The sequence below is a fragment of the Hydrogenophaga sp. genome (genome assembly GCF_036675665.1).
Lineage (GTDB): Bacteria > Pseudomonadota > Gammaproteobacteria > Burkholderiales > Burkholderiaceae_C > Hydrogenophaga.
The window spans coordinates 1-23,897 of sequence record NZ_JAKFEO010000017.1 but is presented as its reverse complement, the minus strand read 5'-3'; the positions used below and the strand labels follow the sequence as shown (position 1 = coordinate 23,897).

The 23,897-nt window shown below is 69.2% G+C and carries 20 protein-coding genes; 9 read left to right on the top strand and 11 right to left on the bottom strand.

Annotated features, from left to right (window positions below; genetic code table 11):
• Window positions 1-44 precede the first annotated feature (44 nt).
• The gene (locus V6M63_RS08965; RefSeq protein ID WP_332741245.1) at window positions 45-2,090 is read left to right on the top strand and encodes a site-specific recombinase; all 2,046 of its coding nucleotides are present in this window, start codon (window positions 45-47) and stop codon (window positions 2,088-2,090) included.
• Window positions 2,083-3,075: a thiamine-phosphate kinase gene (gene thiL, locus V6M63_RS08960; RefSeq protein ID WP_332741244.1), complete on the top strand. Its 993-nt coding sequence runs from the start codon at window positions 2,083-2,085 to the stop codon at window positions 3,073-3,075. The genes V6M63_RS08965 and thiL overlap by 8 nt, the downstream gene beginning before the upstream one ends.
• A gap of 9 nt (window positions 3,076-3,084) precedes the next feature.
• Here the strand turns inward: thiL and V6M63_RS08955 are convergent, their stop codons facing one another.
• Complete coding sequence (locus V6M63_RS08955; protein ID WP_332741243.1) at window positions 3,085-4,641, bottom strand: hypothetical protein; 1,557 nt, start codon at window positions 4,639-4,641, stop codon at window positions 3,085-3,087.
• Window positions 4,642-4,986: 345 nt separating this feature from the next.
• Here V6M63_RS08955 and V6M63_RS08950 point away from each other — a divergent pair, with 345 nt between their 5' ends.
• From V6M63_RS08950 to V6M63_RS08940, 3 genes are read left to right on the top strand one after another with little or no spacing between them, the layout of a single operon-like run.
• Entirely contained in the window at window positions 4,987-5,502 is a 516-nt protein-coding gene (locus tag V6M63_RS08950) for a phosphatidylglycerophosphatase A family protein (RefSeq protein ID WP_332741242.1), read from the top strand.
• Window positions 5,502-5,978 carry a CinA family protein gene (locus V6M63_RS08945; protein WP_332741241.1) on the top strand — a complete coding sequence of 159 codons (477 nt, stop codon included), beginning with the start codon at window positions 5,502-5,504 and terminating at the stop codon, window positions 5,976-5,978. Before V6M63_RS08950 ends, V6M63_RS08945 begins: the two co-directional genes overlap by 1 nt.
• A 1-nt stretch (window position 5,979) precedes the next feature.
• Window positions 5,980-7,122 (top strand): DNA alkylation repair protein, encoded by a 1,143-nt coding sequence (locus V6M63_RS08940; RefSeq protein WP_332741240.1) that lies wholly within the window; start codon window positions 5,980-5,982, stop codon window positions 7,120-7,122.
• On the opposite strand, the gene V6M63_RS08935 is transcribed toward V6M63_RS08940, so the two are convergent.
• A complete protein-coding gene (locus V6M63_RS08935) occupies window positions 7,112-8,272 on the bottom strand; it encodes an Acg family FMN-binding oxidoreductase (RefSeq protein ID WP_332741239.1) in 1,161 nt (386 codons plus the stop codon). The genes V6M63_RS08940 and V6M63_RS08935 overlap by 11 nt on opposite strands.
• A gap of 28 nt (window positions 8,273-8,300) precedes the next feature.
• Entirely contained in the window at window positions 8,301-9,356 is a 1,056-nt protein-coding gene (locus tag V6M63_RS08930; RefSeq protein ID WP_332741238.1) for an NAD-dependent epimerase/dehydratase family protein, read from the bottom strand.
• Between the two features lie 105 nt (window positions 9,357-9,461).
• Here V6M63_RS08930 and V6M63_RS08925 point away from each other — a divergent pair, with 105 nt between their 5' ends.
• From V6M63_RS08925 to V6M63_RS08915, 3 genes are read left to right on the top strand one after another with little or no spacing between them, the layout of a single operon-like run.
• On the top strand, window positions 9,462-10,352 hold the full coding sequence (locus tag V6M63_RS08925) for a LysR family transcriptional regulator (protein WP_332741237.1): 891 nt from the start codon (window positions 9,462-9,464) through the stop codon (window positions 10,350-10,352).
• 45 nt (window positions 10,353-10,397) lie between these two features.
• The gene (locus V6M63_RS08920) at window positions 10,398-11,336 is read left to right on the top strand and encodes an alpha/beta fold hydrolase (protein ID WP_332741236.1); all 939 of its coding nucleotides are present in this window, start codon (window positions 10,398-10,400) and stop codon (window positions 11,334-11,336) included.
• Complete coding sequence (locus V6M63_RS08915) at window positions 11,333-12,004, top strand: glutathione S-transferase family protein (protein WP_332741235.1); 672 nt, start codon at window positions 11,333-11,335, stop codon at window positions 12,002-12,004. Before V6M63_RS08920 ends, V6M63_RS08915 begins: the two co-directional genes overlap by 4 nt.
• A gap of 97 nt (window positions 12,005-12,101) precedes the next feature.
• On the opposite strand, the gene V6M63_RS08910 is transcribed toward V6M63_RS08915, so the two are convergent.
• The 3 genes from V6M63_RS08910 to V6M63_RS08900 all read right to left on the bottom strand — a co-directional run bounded on the left by V6M63_RS08910 (window position 12,102) and on the right by V6M63_RS08900 (window position 18,118).
• The gene (locus V6M63_RS08910) at window positions 12,102-12,896 is read right to left on the bottom strand and encodes a YecA/YgfB family protein (protein WP_332741234.1); all 795 of its coding nucleotides are present in this window, start codon (window positions 12,894-12,896) and stop codon (window positions 12,102-12,104) included.
• Window positions 12,897-12,996: 100 nt separating this feature from the next.
• Window positions 12,997-16,383: a two-partner secretion domain-containing protein gene (locus V6M63_RS08905; RefSeq protein ID WP_332741233.1), complete on the bottom strand. Its 3,387-nt coding sequence runs from the start codon at window positions 16,381-16,383 to the stop codon at window positions 12,997-12,999.
• Between the two features lie 67 nt (window positions 16,384-16,450).
• Window positions 16,451-18,118 (bottom strand): ShlB/FhaC/HecB family hemolysin secretion/activation protein, encoded by a 1,668-nt coding sequence (locus V6M63_RS08900; RefSeq protein ID WP_332741232.1) that lies wholly within the window; start codon window positions 18,116-18,118, stop codon window positions 16,451-16,453.
• A gap of 186 nt (window positions 18,119-18,304) precedes the next feature.
• Here V6M63_RS08900 and V6M63_RS08895 point away from each other — a divergent pair, with 186 nt between their 5' ends.
• Entirely contained in the window at window positions 18,305-19,924 is a 1,620-nt protein-coding gene (locus V6M63_RS08895) for an FMN-binding glutamate synthase family protein (protein ID WP_332741231.1), read from the top strand.
• A gap of 48 nt (window positions 19,925-19,972) precedes the next feature.
• Here V6M63_RS08895 and V6M63_RS08890 read toward each other — a convergent pair whose 3' ends face one another.
• The 5 genes from V6M63_RS08890 to V6M63_RS08870 are packed head-to-tail and all read right to left on the bottom strand — an operon-like array spanning window position 19,973 to window position 23,823.
• Window positions 19,973-20,449: an anthrone oxygenase family protein gene (locus tag V6M63_RS08890; RefSeq protein WP_332741230.1), complete on the bottom strand. Its 477-nt coding sequence runs from the start codon at window positions 20,447-20,449 to the stop codon at window positions 19,973-19,975.
• Entirely contained in the window at window positions 20,446-20,835 is a 390-nt protein-coding gene (locus tag V6M63_RS08885; protein WP_332741229.1) for a DUF488 domain-containing protein, read from the bottom strand. Before V6M63_RS08885 ends, V6M63_RS08890 begins: the two co-directional genes overlap by 4 nt.
• A 40-nt stretch (window positions 20,836-20,875) precedes the next feature.
• Window positions 20,876-22,000: a toxin-antitoxin system YwqK family antitoxin gene (locus V6M63_RS08880; RefSeq protein WP_332741228.1), complete on the bottom strand. Its 1,125-nt coding sequence runs from the start codon at window positions 21,998-22,000 to the stop codon at window positions 20,876-20,878.
• Complete coding sequence (locus V6M63_RS08875; RefSeq protein WP_332741227.1) at window positions 21,990-22,406, bottom strand: PIN domain-containing protein; 417 nt, start codon at window positions 22,404-22,406, stop codon at window positions 21,990-21,992. Before V6M63_RS08875 ends, V6M63_RS08880 begins: the two co-directional genes overlap by 11 nt.
• Window positions 22,407-22,455: 49 nt before the next feature.
• Window positions 22,456-23,823 (bottom strand): THUMP domain-containing class I SAM-dependent RNA methyltransferase, encoded by a 1,368-nt coding sequence (locus V6M63_RS08870; protein WP_332741226.1) that lies wholly within the window; start codon window positions 23,821-23,823, stop codon window positions 22,456-22,458.
• Window positions 23,824-23,897 lie beyond the last annotated feature (74 nt).

Here is a 23,897-nt window from a genome sequence, read left to right as displayed (position 1 = left end):
CGCAGCCCTCGGATCCAGCCAGCGTCCACCCCTTCGCTGAGCGCATGCAAGCCCTGTCCCTTTTCAAGACTCTCGACCCCGACGCGCCCCTGGCCCAGCGCCACCTGTGGCTGATCGACGCCATGCGCTGGGTGCGTGGCGACGAAAAGGACGTGCAGGCCAGCGTGGCTCGGGTGCGCGAGTTTCTCGACAGCGTCCAGGCGCAGCCCGAACTGCAACTGCGCTGGAGGCGCTGGTGGCAGCGTTTCGTGGAAACGGTGGACATCACCCCCCTGCTGGCCGATCACGGCTTTGCGCCCCGCACCGCCTTTCTGAGCGAGTTCGGCAACCGCCTGCGCAAGAAGGTGCTGCCCAACACGCCCGAGACCACCGATCTGGCCGAACTGTTCGGCCTGCTGCTGCCCACGCGCTTTGACGTGCGCTGGCTCAAGGCGCTGGACAGCGCCACGCTGCTGCGCCTGCGCAACCTGTTGATCGGAACGGGGCTGGAGCCCGGCGCCGACACGGCCGATTTCTGGCAGGTGGCGCTGATGGACGCCATGATTTCCTGCGTGAGCCAGGTCAGTGCCACCGGCTTTGCCTCCGAGATCCGGGTGCGCATGTCGCCCGATGCGCAACAACAGAAGCCTTTTCACCAGTTGCCCAGCGATCTGGAGTCGCTGCGCCGCGCGGTGCGGGTGCACGGCGCGCAAAGCCCTGAGGCGCTGGAGGCGGCAACGAGGCTGCGCAACCAGCTCGACGCCTGCCGCCACGCGGCCTACTCGGTGTACTCGCACCTGGAAGAACACGGCGTCTCGGTGGGCATCGTGTTCCGGCTGCGCCAACTGCGCGAGCGTGTGGTGCGGGTGAAGGAATTGCTGGACTGCCTGCAATCCGACCAGCCCGAACGCGCCACCGTGGCGCTGCTGGCCGATCTGGCCCAGGTGGGGATCGACAATCGCAGCATCCGCGCGCTGATTGCCAGCAGCTCGCACCTGACCGCGGCCAAGGTCGCCGAGCGCAGCGCCGAAAGCGGCGAGCACTACATCACCCGCAATGCCGCCGAGTACCGCGAGATGCTGCACAAGGCCGCGGGCGGCGGCGCCATCGTCGGCGTCACCGTCTGGGTCAAGTTCCTGATGGTGGGGCTGGGTCTCACCGCGTTCTGGGGCGGCTTTGCCAACGGCGTGAACTACGCGACCTCGTTCGTGGTGATCATGCTGCTGCACCTCACGCTGGCCACCAAGCAGCCCGCGGTGACCGCGCCAGCCATGGTGGCCAAGCTGCGCGACATCAAACAGCCTGGCGCCGTACGCCGCTTCGTCGACGAGGTGGCCAACCTGTTCCGATCGCAGATCGCGTCCATCGTCGGCAACATCGGCATGGTGATCCCGATCGTGGTGCTGATCAGTCTGACCATGCAACTGGTGACCGGCGCGGCCATGGTCGACGAAGAAAAGGCGCGCCATGTGCTGCGCGACATCAGCCTGCTCGGCCCCCTGCTGCTGTTTGCGGCCTTCACCGGCGTGCTGTTGTTCGCCTCCAGCATCATCGCGGGCTGGGTGGAGAACTGGTACGTGTTCCACAACCTGGACTCGGCCATGCAGCACAACCCGCGCTTCACCGCCGTGCTCGGGCGCATTCGCGCCGCGCGCTGGGCCGACTTCATGCGCCGCAACGTCTCGGGCCTGGCGGGCAACATCTCGCTGGGCTTCATGCTCGGCCTGGTGCCCGCCTTCATGACCTTCTTCGGCATCGGCCTGGACGTACGCCACGTCACGCTCTCAGCCGGCCAGGTCGCCGCCGCCGCCATGGCCCTGGGTTGGGGCGTGTTCAAGGAGTCGGGCTTCTGGTGGGCGGTGGCCGGCGTGCTCGCCATCGGGCCGATCAACCTGGGCGTGAGCTTCTACCTGGCGTTCCGGCTTGCGCTGCAGGCGCAGAACATCAGCGAGGTCAACCGCCTGCTGATCCGCGCCGCGATCAAGCGCCGCATCCGCGCCGCGCCAATGAGCTTTCTGTGGCCCCCCAAACACGCGCGCACCGACGAAGACGAGCCGCCCGCCCCTGCGGGCCAGCGCGACGCGCCGGGCACGCCCTCCGCGCATGGGTGAGTTCGAGCTGATCCGGCGCCACTTCCAGCGCGAAGGCCATGCGGCCCCAACGCCGGTGGTGCTCGGCATTGGCGACGACTGCGCGCTGCTGCAGCCCCGGCCGGGCCACCTGCTGGCGGTCTCCACCGACATGCTGGTCGAAGGCCGGCACTTCTTCGCGGGCGTCGACCCCGAGGCGCTGGGCCACAAGGCCCTGGCGGTGAACCTGAGCGACCTGGCTGCCATGGGCGCCCACCCGCTGGGCTTCACCCTCGCACTGGCCCTGCCCGAGGCGCAGGAGGACTGGCTCACCGCCTTTGCCCTGGGCCTGTTTGCGCTGGCCGACCAGCATGCCTGCCCGCTGGTGGGCGGCGACACCACGCGCGGCCCGCTCAACATCTGCATCACCGTGATGGGCGAAGTGCGCCCTGGCCTGGCGATGCAGCGCAGCCAGGCGCAGGTGGACGACGACCTCTACCTCACCGGGCGCACCGGCGAGGCGCGGCTGGCGCTGGAGCTGATGCGCGGCACGCCATGGGCCACATCGGCCTGCGGTCCGCAAGCGCTGTCGCAGTACCCCGAACTGCGCCAGCGACTGGAGCGCCCCACGCCGCGCGTGGGGCTGGGCACGCGGCTGGCGGCGTTGGGCAGCGCGGTGCACGCAGCCATCGACGTGAGTGACGGCCTGCTGGGTGACCTCGGGCACATCCTGCAGGCCAGCGGCGTGGGCGCCGAGATCGCGCTGCCCGCCCTGCCCGTGGCGCCTGCGCTGCGGCCGCTGACGCCGGCCCGGCGTCTGGACTGCATCCTCAACGGGGGTGACGACTACGAGCTGCTGTTCACCGCCGCGCCCACCGCGCGCGCCGCGGTGGAGGCGGCCGCGCAGGCCAGCCACACCCCCGTGCAGCGCATCGGCCGCATCGGTGCGGCGCCTGGCCTGCGGGTGCTTGATGCGTCGGGCCACCCGGTGGCGGTGTCAACGCGCAGCTTCGACCACTTCGCCTGAAAAACGGGATCAGCGCTGGTCGCGCAGCAGCGCGCCCACGATCTGCGCCACGCGCTTCTGCTCCAGCCGCCCGGCCTCCACCCACACGACACGCCCTTCAGGCGCACCGGCCAGATCGGCCAGCGCGGTGTGGCGGTCGGTGTTGCCGTCAAACAGCAGCACCACGCGTTGCAGGTGGGGTGCGGTGGCGAGCACACCGAGCTCGTGGCGGCAGCCCTGGTTGCGCGCCTGGAAGCCGCGCAGGTCCATCAGCACCACGTCGGCCTGCGCCACCAGCGCGGCGAGCGCCTGCTGCCAGGTGCTGTCGAAGCAATAACACTCGTTCACCCGGTAGCGGCCGTCGGGGTCGGGCGCGAGGTCGAAGTCGCGCAGTCGTTCGGCCACTTGCGCCTCGTTGGCCACGAAGCGCTCGGCCAGGCGACCGTCGAGGAAGGTGAACACATCGTCCGGATCGATGGTGCGGCTGAGCAGGTCGGTGCCGGCGATCAGCACCGTGTTGCCCGAGTGGCGCCAGCGCTCGACCACGCGATCGAACAGGGCCTGCACGCCTGCGTCCTGCTGGAACACGCGCAACACCAGCAGCGTGGGCGGCGCACCCCGCGGCGCCAGCCAACCGCGCCAGGCCCAGGCCGCCAGCGGAATCCACAACCACGGAATGAACTGGGTGAGCGCGATCAGCCCCACCCCTTGCAGCGATGGCAGCGCGGAGGCGCCCAACACCACCAGCCAGTACGCCGCGAGCAGGTACCAGAGATCGGAAAAGCGCTTGCCCCGATACGCGCGCGCCAGTGCGCGGGCGATGGCCCAGGCTGGCCAGGCGAGCAACAGCCACGGCGCCAGCGCCATCAACACGATGGCGGGCCAGGCGCCCACCGTGCCGACCAGTGTGATCAACCAACGCGGCGGATCGTCCACGCCGCTCACCAGGAGCTGCAGGGCCAACACCGACGAGGCCGCCAGCAGCATGAAGATGGGCAACAGGTAGGGCGCCACCGCGCGAATGCGCCCGCTGGCGCCGATCACCAGCGTGACCAGCACCGGGATCAGCACCAGACCACCCAGCCAACCCAGCGAGGTGGTGAGCGGCTGCGGCGAGACGGAGCGCCACCAGGTGAGCGCCAGCATGGCCAGCAGATAGAAGCCGATGGCGCCCAGCGTGCGCAGCCAGGACCAGCGCCGCACCAGCCCCCAGGTGAGCGCCATGGGCCATGCATAAACGACACCAAGCGTGAGCGCCCGCCCGACACTGAGCAGCTCGCTGCCGTAGATGAAGAGCAGCGCCAGCACCGACTGGGTCACCCCGATCAGCAGGCTCAGCGCGCTCACCGCGAACAGGTAGCGCCAGCTTGCACGCCGGTTGGCGCCCGCGTCCAGCGTGACGGCGGGCTTGGCTGGCGCAGGGGCCGGGGTGGCGGCCACGGGCTGTGCCGGATCGGGCGGCGGCGAACGCCGCATGAGCGCGAGCATGCGGCGGCGGTACAGGCCCGAGACCACCCACGAAGCGGCGCCCGTGAGCATCACGCCCAACACCATGGCGGTGAGGATGGCACCGGTGTTCATCTCCATGTCAGGGCTTGCTCACACTGTTTTTCCAAATGCGAATGGGTTGAAAACAACGCCAATCGAGGCGCGGGACGACGGCCAGACTGGGTGTCTGGCCTAGGAGTGCAACGAAGAGTGGCGTTGCTTTCAACCCATTCCCTTCGGGTTGCGGCCAAAAAGGCCATGCGCCGCGTTGCGAAGCCTCGCCGGGCCACCGGCCCGTCTGCGTTTCGCGCCTTGCGCATGGCCTTTTTGGTCCGCAACGCATCTTGGAAAAACAGTGTGAACAAGCCCTCGCCCCCTTCGTGGTGCGCGCCAGTATCGCGCTGGCATCACGGTCCAACAAGAGCACCGGCCGATAATCCGCTCATGCTCGACACCCCTTGCGCCCCTGTGGCCCGCCCGACCTGGGCCTTCCTGTTGTCCCACCCGGCCCACTTCATCGCGCTGGGCGCCGGGGCAGGCCTGAGCCGCCTGGCGCCGGGCACCGTGGGCACGCTGTGGGCCTGGGCGGCCTTCCTGCTGCTGCAGCCGGTGATGTCGAGCCCTGCCTGGGCGCTGCTGATCGGGGCGGGCACGCTGGTGGGCTGGTGGGCCTGCACCGTGACCGCGAAGCACATGCGCGTTGCCGACTCCGGTCACATCGTGTGGGACGAGGTGGTGGCCTTCTGGCTGGTGCTGTGGCTGATCGCGCCAGCGGGCTTCTGGGCCCAGCTGGTGGCGTTTGCCCTGTTCCGCTTTTTTGACGCGGTGAAGTTCGGCCCGATGGCCTGGGCCGACCAGCGCTTCAAGGGCTTCGGTCCGCGCGGCGGCTTCGGCATCCTGCTCGACGATTTCGCCGCTGCGGCCTGCACGCTGCTGGTCATCGCACTCTGGAGGTTTTGATGAACACCCCCGAACTGGTGCTGGCGCTCGCGCGCGAGCTCAAGGAGCGCAGCCTGATGATGGCCACCGCCGAGAGCTGCACGGGCGGCCTGATCGCGGGTGCCTGCACCGACCTCAGTGGTTCCAGCGACTGGTTCGAGCGCGGCTTCGTCACCTACTCCAACGCCGCGAAAACCGGCATGCTGGGCGTGCCCGCCGCGCTGATCGCGCAGCACGGTGCGGTGAGCGAGCCGGTGGCCCGCGCCATGGCCGCGGGCGCGCTGGCGCAGTCCGCGGCGCAAGTTGCCGTGGCCGTGACCGGCGTGGCCGGCCCCACCGGCGGCAGCGCCGACAAACCGGTGGGCACGGTCTGGTTTGGCTGGGCCACGCCAGCGGGCTCGTTCACCGAACACCAGCGCTTCGACGGCGATCGGGCCGCCGTGCGCGCGGCCACCGTGCGGCACGCACTGGCCGGTCTGCTGCAGCGACTGCCCTGACATGGAACCGTTCAAGAACCTGATCAACGCCGCCACCGTGGCCAACGCCGGCCTGCACCTGCAGCGCGCGTGGCGCGGCTTTGACCGACCGCGCTTCGAGGCGCTCGCCAACGACGGCCTGGACGCGCTCGAACTCAAGGCGCGCATGCTGCAACTGGCCCGGGCGATGCACGCCACGCTGCCCGGCGATTTCAGTGCCGCCTGCACCGTGCTCGAAGCCAGCCTGGCGCCACCACTGCCGTTCAACACGGCCGGCGAGCCCGTCGGCCTGTCCACGGCCGAGGCCACCGCGGGCCTGAACGGCTGGGTGATCTGGTCGATGGGCGAGTTCGTCGCGCGCCACGGGCAGCACGACGTGGCACGCTCGCTGGCCTGCCTGCACGCGCTCACCCAGCGCTCCACGGCCGAGTTCGCGATCCGCCCTTTCATCCAGCAGCAACCCGAGGCGGTGTGGCCGGTGCTGGCGCAATGGTCCACCGACCCGAGCGCCCACGTGCGCCGGCTGGTCAGCGAAGGCAGCCGCCCCCGCCTGCCCTGGGGCCTGCGGCTGCACGCGCTGGTGGCCGACCCCACGCCCGCGCTGCCACTGCTGCGCGCCCTGCAGGACGACGCCAGCAGCTACGTGCGCCGCAGCGTGGCCAACCACCTCAACGACATTGCCAAGGACCACCCGGCCCTGGTGGCGGGCTGGGTGAAAGACCACCTGATCGCGGCCACTCCCGAGCGCAACGCGCTCTTGCGCCACGCCAGCCGCGGCCTGATCAAACAAGGCCACGTGGACACGCTCGCTGCATGGGGGCTGGCCAGCGGCTTGAAAGGTCAGGCCCACCTGAGCCTGTCGGTCCCCGGCGCAGCGGTGGGCGAGTCGATCGGGCTGAGCGTGACGCTGCAGTCCACCGCGCGCGCGCCGCAACCACTGGAGATCGACTACGCGGTGCACCACGTGCGCGCCAACGGCGCCACCTCGCCCAAGGTGTTCAAGGGCTGGAAACTCACGCTGGCGGCCGGCGAAGAACGCACACTGGTCAAGCGCCACAGCCTCAAGCCCGTGACCACCCGCACGCTCTACCCGGGCCCGCATCGCATCGAGCTGCTGGTCAATGGCAAGGCGCTGGCCCAGGCCAGCTTCGACCTCAGGCCTTGAGAATGTGCGCGTCCAGCCCGCGCCGCGGCGAGGGCTCGATCGTCGGCGCATGGCCCAGCCGGGCCCACATCTGCACCGTGAACCGCGGCGCGGGCGCACCGAGCAGCTGGTGAATGTCGGTGTAGGGACCTGCTTGCTCGGGGTACTCCTGCAAGGCCTGCGACAGCGGCTGCATGGACAGCCCCGCCGCGGTGGCGGCGAGCTGGGCGCGCACGAAGGCGCGGCCCGCGTTGACCTGCGTGGCCCGGTCATTGCCCTCGGTCACCAGCCAGAAGAACGCGGGCGTGGTGTCGATCTTCGTGTTGAAGTCCTTGATCTGGCTGGTGGTCGCGAAGTCGTCGGGGCCGGGCGCGGCGGTGCGGTCAAACAGGCCCACGGCGTCGAGCGCGCGCACCAGTGGAGCGTTGAGCGTGAGGCCGTCGCGGTGTTGCGCGATCTCCTTCGGGCCCACGCGCAGCACCCTGAACGACTCCAGCACCGTGCGCGGTGTCACCAGCTCGATGCGCCAGGCGTCCTTGGCGATGCGCCGGTGCTGCGCCAGCGCTTCGGGCTGCGCGGCGCCGACGAAACCCGTGCGCACCGCATGCGGCTGCACGCTGGCGGCGATCGCCTGCAGCGCGGCGGCATCGGGCTCGCGCGCCTCGTAGGCCTCGCGGTTGGTGCGGCGGAGAAAGATCTGCGCAAACAGCGGATCGGGCTGCACCGCCGCGTCGGGCTCCAGGCGCATGCGCGCGGTGGGCCGCGCGTCCACCGTGGTCGGGCCAAAGGCCCCCTGGGGAAACAGCTCGATCTGCGCGCGCAGGCCCTTCTGCCGCGCGGCCAGGTCAAGCAGTTCGAGGAAGGTGCCCTGGCTCACCATCATCTGGCGCGAGAACGGATCGGTCTCGGGCAGCAGGCGGCTGCGGTCGATGAAGAGCGTGATCTCGCCGGGCACGCCCAGGTCCACCAGCCAGGCCTGCATGTTGTGCGAGTGCGGTGCGAGCAGCGCGTGGCCCACCAGCCAGCGCCGCACATCGGCCTGCTCGCCCGGCCCCTGCCACGCTGCGATGGCCTCGGGCGGCAGCGCGCTGCTGCAGCCCGTCAGGCTGGTGACACTGGTGGCGGCGATCGCGCCGCCACCAGCGAGGCGGATGAAGCGTCGGCGGTCCATGGTGATCTCCTTGCAGGGGTGGTGGATGTCAGGTCCGGGCGGGCGCAGGCAGGATGGTGGTCGCTCCATCCCGCGGCAGCAGGTCCAGGCCCTGCAGTGTGCGCTGCAACGCCAGCGGCCAGGGCGTGTGCGGCTCGCCGCCGATCAGCGCGCGCAGACGGCGGTTGTCCAGCCGATGCGGCTGGTTCCACAGGTAGCGCAGCGCGGCCAGCGCGCCCAGGGTGGGCATCACCGTGCCCAGCGCGCGGATCGGCAGCCAGGGCATGCCCGCCACGCGCAGCGCCTCGTTCTCGCGCAGCCAGCCCTGCCCGCGGGCCAGCGGCTGCAGCGCGCCCACCCAGTCGCGGCCGGTGAGCGTGTGACCGCTGAAGTGCAGTTGCTCGAAAGCCGGCATCGAATGGCGCACCCCGGCCACCGCCACGAAGGTCTGTGCCAGATCGGGCAGGTAGGCCCAGGGCGTGGCCACGTCCATGGGGCCGGGGAACACCAGCTTGCCGCGCCGGATGCCGGTGAGCATGGCGCGGTCGAGCCAGGTGCCCTCGCCTTGTCCATAAAAATTGCCCGCGCGCACGACCACCGCGCGCAGTTCGCCGCGCTGCGTGGCGGCCTCCAGCCGCTCTTCCATGGCGCTGCGGATCTGGCCCATGGCCATGCTGGGGCGGTAGGGCGCACCTTCCATCAGCAGCTCCGGCATGCTCCGACCGAAGTTGTAGACATTGCCCGGCAGCATCAGTGTGGCGCCCAGCGATCGCGCCGCGCGCATCCCGGCCTGCAGCATGGGCCAGGCCTCCCGCTCCCAGGCCGGGCGCGTGTACTGGTTGGGATTGAGGGCGTGCACCACCACGCTCGCTCCGCCAGCCTGCCGCACCTGATCCACCAGCGCCTGCACGGCATCCGCCGTGCCCAGCGGCAGGGTCAACCACTGCACGCCACCGACCCGCGGCGCCTGCGCACCGGGGCGCATCTGGGCCAGCACACGCCAGCCGCCCCGGGCAAACGCCTGCACCGCAGCCAGGCCGAAACGGCCTCGACCCCCCAGGACCAGCACGGTGCCGGACGAAGCAGAAGAAGGGGATGTGTTCATGAAGGGACTCCAGAGAGAGCACCGACCGCCGGTGCCATGGAACGCATTGTGGAAACTTGTGACCCCATACACAATTGCCTGAACTCAAACACCAGACATGCACAAATGCATACCGGCGACTTCAACTGGGCCTTGATCCCATCGTTCCTCGCGGCCCTGGACCGCGGCAGCCTGATGGCCGCTGCCCGCGCTCTCAATACCAGCCAGCCGACGGTGGGCCGCCACATCGGAGAGCTTGAAGCTCAGCTCGGGGTGGTGCTGTTCGAGCGCACCGGCCGGGGGCTGGTGCCCACCGCACATGCGCACCGCCTGGCCGAAGCGGCGCGCTCCATGTCGGGTGCGGCCGATCAGCTGGCGCGCCAGGCCGCGGGCGCACAGGCCGACGCGCGAGGCACCGTGCGCATCAGCGCCAGTCAGCCCGTCACGTGCGTGCTGCTGCCGCCGGTGCTGGTGCAGATGCGCCAGGCTTTTCCGGACATCCAGGTGGAGCTGGTGTCGAGCAACGCGGTGAGCAACCTGCTGCAGCGCGAGGCCGACATCGCGCTGCGCATGGTGCGGCCCGACCAGGCCACGCTGCTGTGCAAGAAGGTGGGCCAGGTCGCCCTGGGCACCTACGCGCACCGCGACTACCTGCGCCGTCGCGGCACGCCACGCGTGCCCGAGGATCTGCTGGCGCACGACCTGGTGGGCAACGACCGCAACACCGACATCCTGCGTGGTTTCGCCGCCATGGGGTACCCGATGCAACGCGAGAGCTTTGCCGTGCGCACCGACGACCTCAACGCCTACCAGGCCGCGGTGGATGCGGGGCTGGGCGTGGGTTTTCTGGCGCGCTATGTGGCGCGGCAGAATCCAGACCTTGTGCCCTTGCTGCCCACGCTCTCTATCCCGCCCTTGCCCGTGTGGCTGGCGGTGCACCGCGAAATCCGCAGCAACCCGCGCATCCGCCAGGTGTGGGACTTTCTGGCGGGGGCCTTGCCGCAGGCGCTCGCCTGATGTCGCCGTGGTCCACGCCTACACTCGAACGCAGGAGACAAACACATGACCTCTGACTGGTTCGCCGGATTCGAGTTTCAACAACTGCAGACCCAGAGCGCGCAGGCGGCCGTGCGCGTGGGTGGACAAGCCGACGGCCCCACGCTCGTCCTGCTGCACGGCTTTCCGCAGACGCACGTGATGTGGCAGCGCGTGACGCGCGAACTCGCGCCGCACTTCAAGCTGGTGCTGCCCGACCTGCGCGGCTACGGCGATTCGTCCCACGCGCCCGGTCTGAGCGACCACAGCAACTACAGCAAGCGCGCGATGGCGCAGGACGTGGTCGACGTGGTGGACGCGCTGGGCATCGACACGTTCTACCTTTGCGGCCACGACCGCGGCGGGCGCGTGGCGCACCGCCTGGCGCTCGACCACCCCGAGAGGGTGCGCAAACTCTGCGTGATCGACATCGCGCCCACGCTGGACATGTACGCCCGCACCGACATGGCGTTTGCCCGCGCCTACTACCACTGGTTCCACCTGATCCAGCCCGCACCGCTGCCCGAGCTCATGATCGGCGGCAACGCGCAGGCCTACCTGCACGCCAAGCTCGGTGGCTGGGGCAGCGTGGCAGCCAAGGGCGGCCCACGCCTGCCGCACATCGAGCCGCAGGCGCTGGCCGAGTACGAGCGCTGCTTCTGCCGGGCGGAGGCCATCCACAGCGCGTGCGAGGACTACCGTGCCAGCGCCGGCATCGACCTGGATCACGACCGCGAGAGCCGCGCGCGCGGTCGGCGCATCGCCTGCGACATGCTCGTGCTGTGGGGCGAGCGCGGCGTGGTGCAGAAGTTCTTCGACCCGCTCGCGCTCTGGCAGGCGCAGTGCGCAGGCACCGCGAGCGGCGAGGCGCTGCCGGCGGGCCATTTCATTCCCGAAGAGCTGCCCGAGGCCACGGCCTCGGCGTTGCTCAGCTTCATGACCACCACCGCAGAGACGCCCACATGATCACCGTCCACCACCTCAACAACTCGCGCTCGCAGCGCGTGCTCTGGCTGCTTGAAGAGCTGGGCGTGCCCTACCAGATCGAGCGCTACGAACGCGACCCCAAGACCATGCTGGCGCCACCTGCGCTGACGAAGGTTCACCCGCTGGGCAAGTCACCGGTGGTCACCGACGGCAAGGCCACGCTGGCCGAGTCGGGTGCGATCCTGGAATACCTGGTCGAGACCTACGGCGAGGGCAAGTTCGCGCCCGAACCGGGCACACCGAGCTTCCTGCGCTACCGCTACTGGATGCACTACGCCGAAGGTTCGCTCGCCACGCCGCTGCTGCTGCAGCTGGTGTTCGACCAGATCGAGCGCAAGAGCCCATTGCTGGTGCGGCCGATCGCCATGGGCATCTCGTCCAAGATCAAGGGGCTGCTGGTCACGCCCAACCTGAAACGGCACTTCGACTACCTCGAAGCCGAACTGGCGGAACACGGCCCCTGGTTCGTGGGACGCTCGTTCAGCGCCGCCGACGTGCAGATGAGCTTCGGCATCGAAGCGGCCGCCGCGCGCGGCCTGCTGAAGAACCGGCCCAAGCTCACCGACTGGCTGCGCCGCATCCACGAGCGGCCCGCCTACCAGCGTGCGCTGGAACAGGGTGGGCCGTTCGACCTCGGGACGTTCTAGAAACCAACCGGGTCGGCGGGCGAGCCCTCACCTCGGGTTGTACCGGATGGGGCTTGAGAGATGGGACGTCGCCAGATCCTCAAGCCGTTGGGCTGGGTCAGGCCCCGTGGCACTTCTTGTATTTCTTGCCGCTGCCACAGGGGCAAGGGTCGTTGCGCCCTGGCGTCTCGGTCTTGCGAACCGGTTCCACGCGCGGCCCCAGGCTTCGGCCGATCTGGGCCAGGTCATACACCGCCCAGATGGCCGCACCGAACGCGTTGAGGCGCTCGTCGCTCACGCTCGGCGGGCCGTCCTCGGCGTGCATGTTCACCGTGGGCGTGCCGGTGTCGTCTTCGGTCAGGGCCACCACGTGGTCCAGCGCCTCGTCGATCCAGGCAGCGGTGTCCTTGTCGCGCGGCGGCTCCCAGTCTTCGGGCCAGTTCTCCACCACGAACATGAAGCCCAATGCCCACACCTGCGCGTAGGCCGGCAGTTCCTGGTCTTTGAAGTCGGCGCGCTCGGCTTCGGGCAGGGCGGCCACGGCACCGCGCACGTCCATCAGCTCGGGGTGGTAGCTGCGCTCGTCTTCCAGCGTCTCCACCGGCGCGGCCAGGGAGGCCGACACCTCGGCGCTGCGACGCGCCCACAGCGCCATGAACTGCTCAAACTGCGCGGTGTTGGCGAAGTGGGTGCCGTCTTCCTGGGGTGCGGTGGGCAGCGGACCGGTGCCCAGCAGCATGGGCAGGAACTCCGCCGGCTCCACCGGGCGGCGCGTGCACAGCAGCGCGGCCATGGCGCCTTCGCAGAACTCCCATTGCGGCACGTCTTCGCCGCGTGTGCGCAGGTCGTCGAGGATGGCGTCGAGCGTGTCGAAGTCGGTGGATTCGAGGGGGGTGGATGTGGGGGTGCTCATGGGCGCGGGGCCTGGCTGAAAGGCTGCCAGTTTAGCCGCGCGCCCTGAATCAACGACGGTCGGCGCTCGACGTACCCGATGGCGCCGCGGTGGGTGCGGTTCAGAGGGCGGGCTTTCGAGCGAGAAGGCGCTCGGAGTGGCAGTTGTCGGTGGAAGCACCGGGCGGCAGTTGGATGCCGCAGTCCACCACCAGCAGGTGCTCGACCACGCCCACGGTCCCGATGTCCTGCCCATTGGGCACCCGAGCAGGATCGGGTTGCGGCGCCTGCCTTACGGCTGCCACGGCCTGTGCCAGGCGCAGGGTTCCGGCATTGGCGGCAGCGATGCGGCTGTCCGCGTTGTCGGCCAGGGTGATCGTGTAGTTGGCGCCGCCGTTGCCGTCGGCCAGCACGGCCTCGCTCAGGTGCAGGGTTTTGTTGATACCGATCTCGGCCGTGTCGTAGCTCAGGGCCACGCTGCTCAGCGCGTCGGTGCCGAAGAGCGTGCCCGAACTCACGTGCCAGGTGGTCTGCGCATCGGTGTTGCCGTCGTAGGCCTTGTAGGCGGCATCGGCCGTGAGCACCAAGGGGGCAGGTGTGATGTTGCTGCCGGCATTGTCGGCCAGCGTGAGCGTGTAGTTGGCCCCGCCGTTGCCGTCGCTGAGCACCGCATCGCTCAGCAGCAGGCGCTTGTTGTCGCCCGCGTGGCGGGTGTCGAAGCTCAGGCGCGCGCTGTCCAGCGTGTCTGTGCCGAACAGGCTGCCCGAACTCAAGTGCCAGGTGGTGGTGGCATCGGTGGTGCCGTCGTAGACCTTGCTGGTGGGGTCGACACTGAGCTGCAACGGCGCTGCAGCGATTGAGCTGCTGGTGTTGTCGACCAGCGTGAGCGCGTAGTTGGCCCCGCCGTTGCCGTCCACGACGGTGACGCCTTGCACGTTCACGGTCTTGCCGGTGCCCACATGGCGGTCGGTGAAGGCGAAGCTGCCGCCGCTCAGGCTGTCGGCGCCGAAGAGTTGGCCGCTCACGATGCGCGCCGCCGCGCCGGTGGCGTCCGTGCTGCCGTCGTAGATGCGGTTCACGTCGGTGCTGCTCACGCTCAGCAGCGCGGGGGTGATGGTCAGGCCACCGGTGACTTCCTGGCCGAGCGGCTTCATGTCGATGGTGGCGGCGTAGAAGCCGGCATCGCGCCCGCTGACGCTGCCTTCGGCCTGGGTCTCGCCGTTGAAGGTCAACTGGGTCTGCATGTCCACGCGACGGCGAAAGTCGCGCAGCAGCGGGGTGGACTCACCCTCGTGAATGCGCCAGACCGAATCGCCGTCGGCGTCGCTGCCGATGCTCCAGCCGGCGTAGGTGGCGGCCTGCTTCATCTCGGCCTCGGTCAGCGTGCGCGCGATGTTGTTGTCGTGGACCTGGTTGTCGGGAAAGGTGGCGTAGGAGCGGTTGAGGGTGCCGGTGTTGCTGCCCACAAGGCCGATGAAGACGCTGGTGTAATCGGGTGCGGAGGTGCTGACACGGCTGGAACCCACGCTGTCCTCGATCAAACCCGTGTTGATGCCCGCGATCTGCCCTACAGGACTGCCACCATTGTTGGAAAGCCAGTTGGCATGGAGACCTGTCGAGGTAAAGCCAAAGCCAAGATCGACTTGAGACTGCCGTATGGTGCCGTTGTTGATGGCCACCAGGCCGCCCCCGGCTTGAAAGTCGCCGGAGTTGTAGAACCGGCTGTTGGAATACACCTTGTGAATCAGGCCGTTGTTGATCGCAGCCAGCGTGCCAAAGTAGTTGGTGACGCCAAGTTCTGCGCCCGTCAAGAAAAACAAGCCATTGATCAACTGGAAGTCGCGCAGAACGGACGCTGTGCCCACCACGCGGAACATCCCAACATAGAAATCACGGCCTGCACCGCTGGCGCTGACCGAGAACCCGACCAGTTGATGGCCCAGCCCGTGGAACTGCCCGGTGAACTCGCCACCGATGACGTTTTCTGTGGCGCTCACACCGCTGATCGACCCGCCGAGCGCGTAGTGCCCGGTGAGGTCGTTGTTGATGCCGGTGAAGCCGGAGCCCTGCGTGATCACTTGGTAGGTCCGGTCCGTGCCCAGCCGGCCCTGCTGCAGGCTCAGGTTCAGCCCCTCGGGCAGGTACACGCGCGTGGCGTTGTGCAGGTGGTAGTCGCTGCCCGCGCCGGTGTCGCTGGCCAAGCCATAGGCCATCGTCAACTGCGCGCTGCCCGAGCCCACCAGGTCCTGGTAGAGGTGGATGTCGCGCTGCGCGCGCAGCGTGAGGCGGTTGGCGCTCCAGCTCACCTGGTCGCGCACGAACAGGTCGCCTGCGCCGTCCTGTGCGCCCGCGGTGCTGTCGAGCACCACGTTGCTGCTGGCCAGTGCGGCGCTCAGCGTTGCGCCGCTGATGTCGCCGCCGGTGGCGGCGATGGTGAAGTCGGTCGGGTCGATGAGCCAGGTGCCCGCCGTGCCTTGCGCTGCCGAGGTCGTGATGCGTGCACCGTCGGCCACCTTCACCGTGGCCGCGCTGGTTTCAATGAAACCGCCGTTGCCGCCCTCGGAGGCCGAGGCATCCAGCGTGCCGTCCACGTGGGTGCGACCCACGGCCATGTCGCCCAGCAACACGATGCGGCCCTCGCGCTCCTGCACGGTGCGCGCCTGGCTGATGCCGCTGTGGTTGACGACCGCGCTGGCCAGTGCGTCCAGCGCCTTGGCTTCGATGAGGATGGCGCCACCGTCGGCGCTGATGTGGCCGGCCTGCTCGACCAGGGCCTGCAGCGCGCCGCGCTCGATGCGGTAACCCAGCAGGCCCCCGCCCTGCAGCTGCAGCGTGACGTGTTCGCCCGCGGCCAGCACGCTGTGCCCCAGGTGCGTGCTGATGGTGCCGCTGTTGTGCACCTGCGGCGCGGCCAGCACCACGTAGCCGCCTTCGGCGGCGGTGATCTGCCCGGCGTTGCTCACGCTGCCGGTGCTGGTGCCTCTGAGCTGCATGCGCCCGGCGGCGAAGTCTTCGTTGGACAGCGACAGCGTGCTGGCCACCAAACCGCCGACGTCGACCCGTGCGCTGGTGCCGAACAGCACGCCATTGGGGTTGAGCAGGAACACCTGGCCGTTGGCGCTGAACCGGCCCAGGATGTGGCTGGCCTCGGTGCCGAGCACGCGGTTGAGCGCCACCGATTGCGCGCCGGGCTGCACGAAGCGCACGGTCTCGCCCGCGTCCACGCTGAAGCTTTGCCAGTCGATGGCGGTCTGCGCACTGGTCTGGGTGATGGTGGTGGTGCTGCCCGATTGCGCCACGCTGGCGCTGCCCAGCGTGACCTGCCCGCCTTGCGGGCCGGCCAGGGCGGCGGTGCCGGCGCAGGCCAACGCCAGCGCGGCCAGCCCGCGGGCCTGGCGGCGCGCTGCCCTGCGCAGGCCCCCGCCCGGACCGCGCGCGGCAGCGGTTTCGCTCACGGCTTGCCAGGTGCAGCGGGTCGTGTTCCAGACGAGGCGATGGGTGCGGTTCATGGTGCGGGCTTTCGGTTGAGACGGTGAGGCGAGAAAGCGCAGGGCAAGGTGCGCTCCAGGAAGAGGTTCAGAAACGCGCGTTCAGGGTGAACCAGAGCGTGGGTACGTTGCCCCGCGTCGGGCGTCCGAGCAGCGGCCAGGCCAACGTGGTTTGCAGGTTCAGCGGCAGGCCCGCGACAGACCCTTCGGCGTTCAGGCCCATGCCCACGCCCGAGAGCGTGCGGTGGGTGGCGGCGCCGGGATCGAAGGGTTTGCGGTTGTAGACCACGCGTCCGATGTCGTAGAACACGACGCCCTGCAGCGCGGGCGAGAGGCTTTGCCGCCACTCCAGGGTGAGGCGGTCGGCCTCGTCGCCACTGGCTTCACCGCTGGCGTAGGCGCGCACCGCGCGCGGGCCGCCGATGGCGAACTTCTCGGCGCTGTCGAGGTTGCGGCTGGCGCGCTGGCCGGCGTGGGCCACGAAGATCTGCGAATGCGTAGCCACGCGCTGCAGGTGGCTGAGCTCCCATTCCCAACGGGTGAAGTGGCCCTGCGTGCGCGCCGTGCCGGCGTCCTGCGCGGCGGCGGCCGGGCTCTGGATGCGCAGGCGGCCGCTCACGATCTGCAGATCGGCGGTGGACAGGCGCTCGCCGGCCAGATCGTTCCAGCTGCCGCGCAAGGCGCCGCTGACCGTTGCCAGCGATTTGTCGGTGGCCACCGCGACAGCATCGACCCGGTCGTGCAGCGACTGGTCGACGGAGGTCAACGTGGCGCTGATGCGGCTGATGGGCGTGAGCACGAACGGATGGCTCACGAAAGCGCGGCTGCTCCGGGCCCGACCGCTGGCCTGCAGTGCGGCGAAATCACCGCCCAGGCGGTAGCGTGTTTCCTGGTGCACCAGGCCGGCGCGCGTGCCGGCGCTGGCCACCGGCAGCTCGTAGGCGATGCGGCCATGGCGCAGGCCGTGGCCACTGGTGAGGGCCGCCAGACCGAGCTGATCGCCCAGGCCCAGCGGGCTGTTGATCTGCAACAGGCCGGCCAGGCGGGCGCGGCCGGTGTAATTGCTGCCGTGGTTGTCCAGCGCCACGCTGCCCTGTGCCAGCGGCGCGGCATCGAACTCGAGGCCCAGCCGCGAAGTGCCCACGCGTTCACCGGGCTGCAGGGTGGCGCGCGCCGCGCCCACACCGGGCGTGCTGCTCCACTGCAGCAGGGCACGATCGATGGGTGCGGTGGCGATGACCTCGCCGGCCTGCACGCCGCCCAGCGTGGCGGACAAGGCCGCATCGCTCAGGCGGCTGCTGTTGTGCAGCTCCACGCGGTCGATGCGGCCTTCGAGCACGTCGATGCGCACCTCGCCGGCGGTGACGTCTTGCGCCGGCACGAAGGCGCGCGCCACCGGGTAGCCTTGTGCGCGGTAGTGGGCCGTGATGCGCCACGCGGCGGCTTGCACATCGGCCAGGGTGCGCCCCGGGCCGGGCAGGACGGCCACCAACGCGAGCAGTTCGTCGGTGGACAACACCGTGTTGCCCCGCAGGACCACGGCCGTGACCACGAACCGCGCGCCGCCCGCGGCGCTCGCACCGTTGGCGGGTTCACGGATGTCGATGGGTGGCGCCACAGGCACCGGCGCCGTGGGCCGAGGCAAGACCTCGCGCTGGATCTGCCCGGCATCGGGTAACGGCTGAGCGGCCGCCATGCCGGCCATGGCCAGCAAGGCGGTCATCAGGAACCAGGAGGTGTACGGAGCAGAGCGCATGGACGGCCAACCAGGTGGGTGGAAAGTGGGCCGATCCCTCCGGGAGAAAGGGAAAAGTGCGCCACCTTCAGGGCCGATCGACGGCCGGGAGTGCGAAGATGGCCATTTTTCAATCCGCTCGACACCGTACCAATACCGCTTCCGCACTAATTTGCCCGTACACCCTCCTTTCATCTCCGCACACACATGCTCGATCGCCTCAATGCCCTGTATCCCGTGCGCTACACCGCGCTGGCCTTGTGTCTGCTGGTGGCGCTCCTGAGCCTGTTCACGCTGGTGGCTTTCGGCATCGGGGGTGGCTGGTTTCTGCTGTTCGCCGGCCTGTCGGTGCTGGGCCTGCACGACCTGCGGCAGACGAAAAGCTCGGTGCTGCGCAACTACCCCGTCATCGGCCATCTGCGCTTCATGCTGGAGAAGATCCGCCCCGAGATCCGGCAGTACTTTCTGGAAAGCGACAACGAAACCACACCGTTCTCGCGCAGTCAGCGAAGCCTGGCCTACGCGCGCGCCAAGGGCGAGACCGACAAGCGCCCCTTTGGCACGCAGGTGGATCAGAACGCCACCGGCCACGAGTGGCTCAACCACTCGATGGCGCCCAGCCTGATTGCCTCGCACGACTTTCGCCTGACCATCGGCGGGCCGGGCTGCACGCAGCCGTATGAGGCCAGCGTGTTCAACATTTCGGCCATGAGCTTCGGAGCGCTCTCGGCCAACGCGATCCAGGCACTCAACGCCGGTGCCAGGCGCGGCGGCTTTGCGCACGACACCGGCGAAGGTTCGATCTCCGCCTACCACCGGCTGCACGGTGGCGACCTGATCTGGGAAGTCGGCTCGGGCTACTTTGGCTGCCGCGACGAAAACGGCCACTTCAGCCCCGACCGCTTCAAGGCCAACGCCATGGACCCGCAGGTGAAGATGGTCGAGATCAAGCTCAGCCAGGGCGCCAAGCCGGGGCACGGCGGTGTGTTGCCGGGGCCCAAGGTCACGCCCGAGATCGCGGCCGCGCGCGGCGTGATCGCCGGCCAGGACTGCATCTCACCCGCCGCTCACAGCGCGTTCTCCACGCCCATCGAATTGATGCATTTCATCGTCCGACTGCGTGAACTCTCCGGCGGCAAGCCGGTGGGCTTCAAGCTGTGCATCGGCCACCCGTGGGAGTGGTTCGCCATCGTCAAGGCCATGCTGGCCACCGGCATCACGCCCGACTTCATCGTGGTCGATGGCGCCGAGGGAGGCACCGGTGCGGCACCCCTGGAATTCACCGACCACGTGGGCGCACCGCTGCAGGAAGGCCTGCGCCTGGTGCACAACACGCTGGTGGGCGTGAACCTGCGCGACCGCATCAAGATCGGTTGCGCGGGCAAGGTGATCAGCGCCTTCGACATCGTGCGCGCCATGGCCATCGGCGCCGACTGGTGCAACAGCGCACGCGGCTTCATGTTTGCGCTGGGCTGCATCCAGGCCCAGAGCTGCCACACCGGGCAATGCCCCACGGGCGTGACCACCCAGGACCCGGTGCGCCAGCAAGCGCTGGTGGTGCCCGACAAGGCCGAGCGCGTGCACCAGTTTCACCAGCGCACGCTCGTGGCCTTGCAGGAACTCATCCAGGCCGCCGGCCTGCAACACCCCGGCGAGATCACCGCCCACCACCTGGTGCGCCGCGTCAACCAGAACGAGGTGCGCCTGCTCGCCAACCTGCTGCCCGAAACCCTGCCCGGCGCCCTGCTGCACGACCTGACCGGCCAGCACGCGGTGTTCACCATCTACTGGCCGCAGGCGCATGCGGACCGGTTCGGGTTGGGCTGAATCAGGCCCCGTCGGGCCTTGGGATCGACGCCTTCGGGTGCAAGAGCATCACCGGGTCCAGACCAGGACTGCACATGCCGCGGACACCAGGCCCGCCGCGGTGCGCACATGGTTCCAGAAGATCCATTCGCGCACATAAACCGGCCAGTAGACCGCCGCCTCCGCAGACGCGGCGTCAAGGCGCGCCAGACGATCGTTGCGCGGCACGTTGAAGACCATGGTGACGCCGAAGGTGCCCACGGCGTACAGCAGGCCGGCCGCGAGCAGCCAGGCCGAGCGCGGCGCGCTCCACAGAAGGCCAGCCACCACCACACACGCGATGGACAGCAGCAGTGTGCCCATGAAGGCGCCCATGAACCACGGGTTGATCACGACGACGTTGATGCGCTGCATGGCCGCCACGCCCTGGGCCGCGGGCAACTGCGCCAGCGCCTTCATCACGAAGCTGGAGAAGGCGAAGAACACACCGCCCACCGTGGCCGCGCCCAAGGCGGTGAAGAGCATCAGAAGGTCGGTCATGCTCATGGTTCCACCTTCGCGCCTTTCTCCAGCAGCAGTTCGCGCAGCACCGAGCGGTGGCAGTGCGATTCGTGCTCGCAGTAGCACCCCACTGAAAAATCCGTCTGGTGCGAAAGTGTCGCGAGCAACTCGATGTTGCGCGCGTTGTCAGGCGTGGCCATCTCGGCGCGGTACTTGCGTGTGAAGGCCAGCCACTGCGCAGGCGTGCGGGCCTCCTGCCCGAGCTTCATGGTGTCCACGCTGGGCGCGAGGTTGGGGTACCACACGTCGTACCAGTTGCCCGAGGCGAACGCGGTCCTGGGCACGCCGCGCGGCGGGCGTCGCACGGTGCCGATGCGGGTGCCTTCGCCCACCACCCTGTCGCTGCCCAGCCGAACCACGCGAATGACCATGTTGCGCTCCTCGTGTTGTTGCAACCCCGACTGTCGCGGATCAGATGCGCGAACCGTCTTCCAGGAATCGCTCCTCGCGCTCGAACACACCTTGCGCACCGTAGTGCTTGCGGCGCAACAACACGCCGCGCTCGCCATGTTCGTCTTCGCGCGCGAGCACACCCGCTTCGGTGAAGTATTTCTGCCAGCCTTGCAGATGGCCGTTGCGCTCGTTGTTCACCGCCGCGGGCAGGCCGTTGTCCCAGAAACTCTCGGTGGTGCGCTCCTGGTTGCGGCCGTCGCGGCGGATCTGCTGGCGCAGCTTCTGCTTGCCGTTCAGGTACCACTGGTGGATGCGCTGCTCGTGGCCGTCGGCCCAGCTGGTTTCCTGCGTGAGTTGACCGCTCTCGGCCCACTCGCGCGCGACCCCCTCGCGGCCCTCGCGGCTGTTGGGGTCGCGTTCGATGAAGTCGGCCTCGGAGCGCGGCTTGCCCGATGGGTAGAACACCCGCTTGATGCGCCGGCCCTCCCTGAGCTCTTCGGTGCGCACGAGTCGACCTTCGCGATCCAGCACAGTCAGGCGCTGCAATTGGCCTTTCAGGTAGCTCACGGTGCCCGCGGGCTGGCCCGCTTCGCGGTACAGCGTGACGTCGCTGGCGCGGCCCGCGTGACCACACACCTCGCGGTCTTGCGGCACCAGCGTCACGGCGGCACAGCGCAGCTCGGTCAAGCTGCCGTCGGCCAGCCAGGCGATGGTGAGCACGGTGCGCCGCCCGGCCGCGAAATGCAGCGCCTGCAGGTGACCGGCTTCGGCAAAGCTTTTCTGCACGCCCACGGCACTGCCGTCTTCCAGGTTCTCTTCCTTGCGCAGCGTGCCCTTGCCATCGAACGTGCGCGCCAGGCCGTCGCGGTTGCCGCGTTCGTTGACGCTGTATTCGCGACGCTCACCGTCGGCCAGCACCATCACCACCGGGCCGACGATGCGGCCCTCGCGCAGCGTCTGCTCGAGTCTCCGTACCTGGCCGTCGTCGTTGACGCAGCGCATCAGGCCACTCTTGCCGGCGGTGGTGTTGCCGTTGTAGGGGCTCACGCTTTCACCATTGAGTTCGCAACGCGGGATGGCCCAGGCATGGGCGCAGCACAAGGCGCAGGCGACGAGGGACAGCTGGCGAATTTCAATCCACATGGCTGGGACTCCACTCTCGACAAACGTTGACGCCCACGCGCGCCAGCCGCCTGGCCATGCACAGCACCGCGTCGTCCTTGCTGACCAGTGTGGCGCGGTGGGCCGTGGCGAGGTCGATGAACTTCTGGTCGTCAGGGTCTTTGCAGGTGTAGGCGGCCTTGGGTGCGTCGGGCACGAGGTGTGTGCAGCGGTCGAAGGCGTCGAGCACATCCTGCGCGGGCCGGGCCTGCGCTGTCAGGCGGCGTGCGATCTGCGGGTAGGCCAGCACGCGCACGAGTTCTTCACGCATGGCGGCGGTGGCCAGCCATTCGCCTCCGGCCAGGGCCGCGCGCAGCGGTTCGGTGGCCGGGTCTTCAAAGACGAACAGGTCGAGCGCGATGTTGGTGTCGAGCACGAGCGGGTTCACGAGCGAGGCCTCTCGGTCCAGAGATGTCGCGGATCCGGCTTCGCCGGTCCTAGACATCGCCCCCTTCCGGGGGACGCGCGGAGCGCGGCGGGGTTGCCTCCCGCCTTGCGGTCAGGTCGAAGCGGAACAGGCGGCATTCGATCGGGCCGTTCCACAGGGGCACGCGGCGCGATTCCTTGAAGCGCATCTTGCCGGGCAGCTTGAGATCGGGCGTGAGCAGCCAGGCGGTCCAGCCGGCGTAGTGGCTCTTCCAGTGGGCGGCGAGCTGGTTGAAGAAGTCGCTGCCGTCCCCGCCATCAGGCATCTGGGCGCTTTCCCTGCCGAGTCCGGGCGGGGGTGGCGCCGCCTTGCCGACCGTGAACGTGCGTGGTTCACGCGGTGCCATGCGCTGGGCGCGGGCGCTGGCGCGGTCCTCCGAGCTTTGCCCGGCCACGCCGGCGGCGGCAATGCGCTCGCCGTACGGCGGGTTGAGCAGCATCACGCCGGGCCGGTCGCTGGGCGGCATGCGCTGCAGGGCGTCGCCACCACGCAGCTCGATGGCATGGGCCACACCCGCGCGCTCGGCGTTGCGCTGCGCGAAGTCGACCATGCGGAAGGACACGTCGCTGCCGAAGACGATGGGCGCGTGGCCTTCGGGCCATTCGCGCTGCTGGCGCTCGGCGTCTTCCAGAATGGGTTGCCACACGTGCGGCTGGAAGGGCAGCAGTTTCTCGAACGCGAAACGGCGCAGCAGGCCGGGCGCGATGTTGAGCGCGATCTGCGCGGCCTCGATCACCACCGTGCCGCTGCCGCAGCAAGGGTCGTACAGCGGCACGATGGCGTCCAGCGGCTGGTCGGCGCAGGCGTCCCAGCCGGTGGCGGCGATCATGGCCGCGGCCAGGGTTTCCTTCAGTGGCGCGTCGCCCTTGTCCTCGCGCCAGCCGCGCTTGAACAGCGGTTCGCCCGAGGTGTCGATGTACAGGCTCACCGTGTCGGTGGTCAGGTGCACGTAGATGCGCACGTCGGGCCAGGTGGTGTTGACGCTGGGGCGCTCGCCGCGCTTCTCGCGGAAGCGGTCGCAGATCGCGTCTTTCACCTTCAGCGCGGCGAAGTTCAGGCTGGTCAGCGGGCTGTGCTGCGCGGTGATCTCCACCTTGATGGTCTGCGCCGGCGTGAACCAGATCTCCCAGGCCACGTCGCTGGCGGCGTGGTAGAGGTCTTGTTCACTGCGGTAGTCGCCGTGCCAGAGCTGCACCAGCACCCGCTGCGTGAGGCGGCTGTGCAGGTTCAGGCGCATGGCGTCGCGCCACGAGGCGTTGAGCGCCACACCGCCGCGCGCCTTGTGCGGCGCGTCCACGCCGGTGATGCGTTTCACCTCGGCGGCGAGCATGTCCTCCACGCCGGCGGCGCAGGGCAGAAAAACTTGAAGTTGATTCATAGAAGGGCGTTTCGCCGCCGGGCCGCCCCAAGGCGAAACAGCCCCCTCGGGGGGCAGCGACCCGCGAAGCGGCG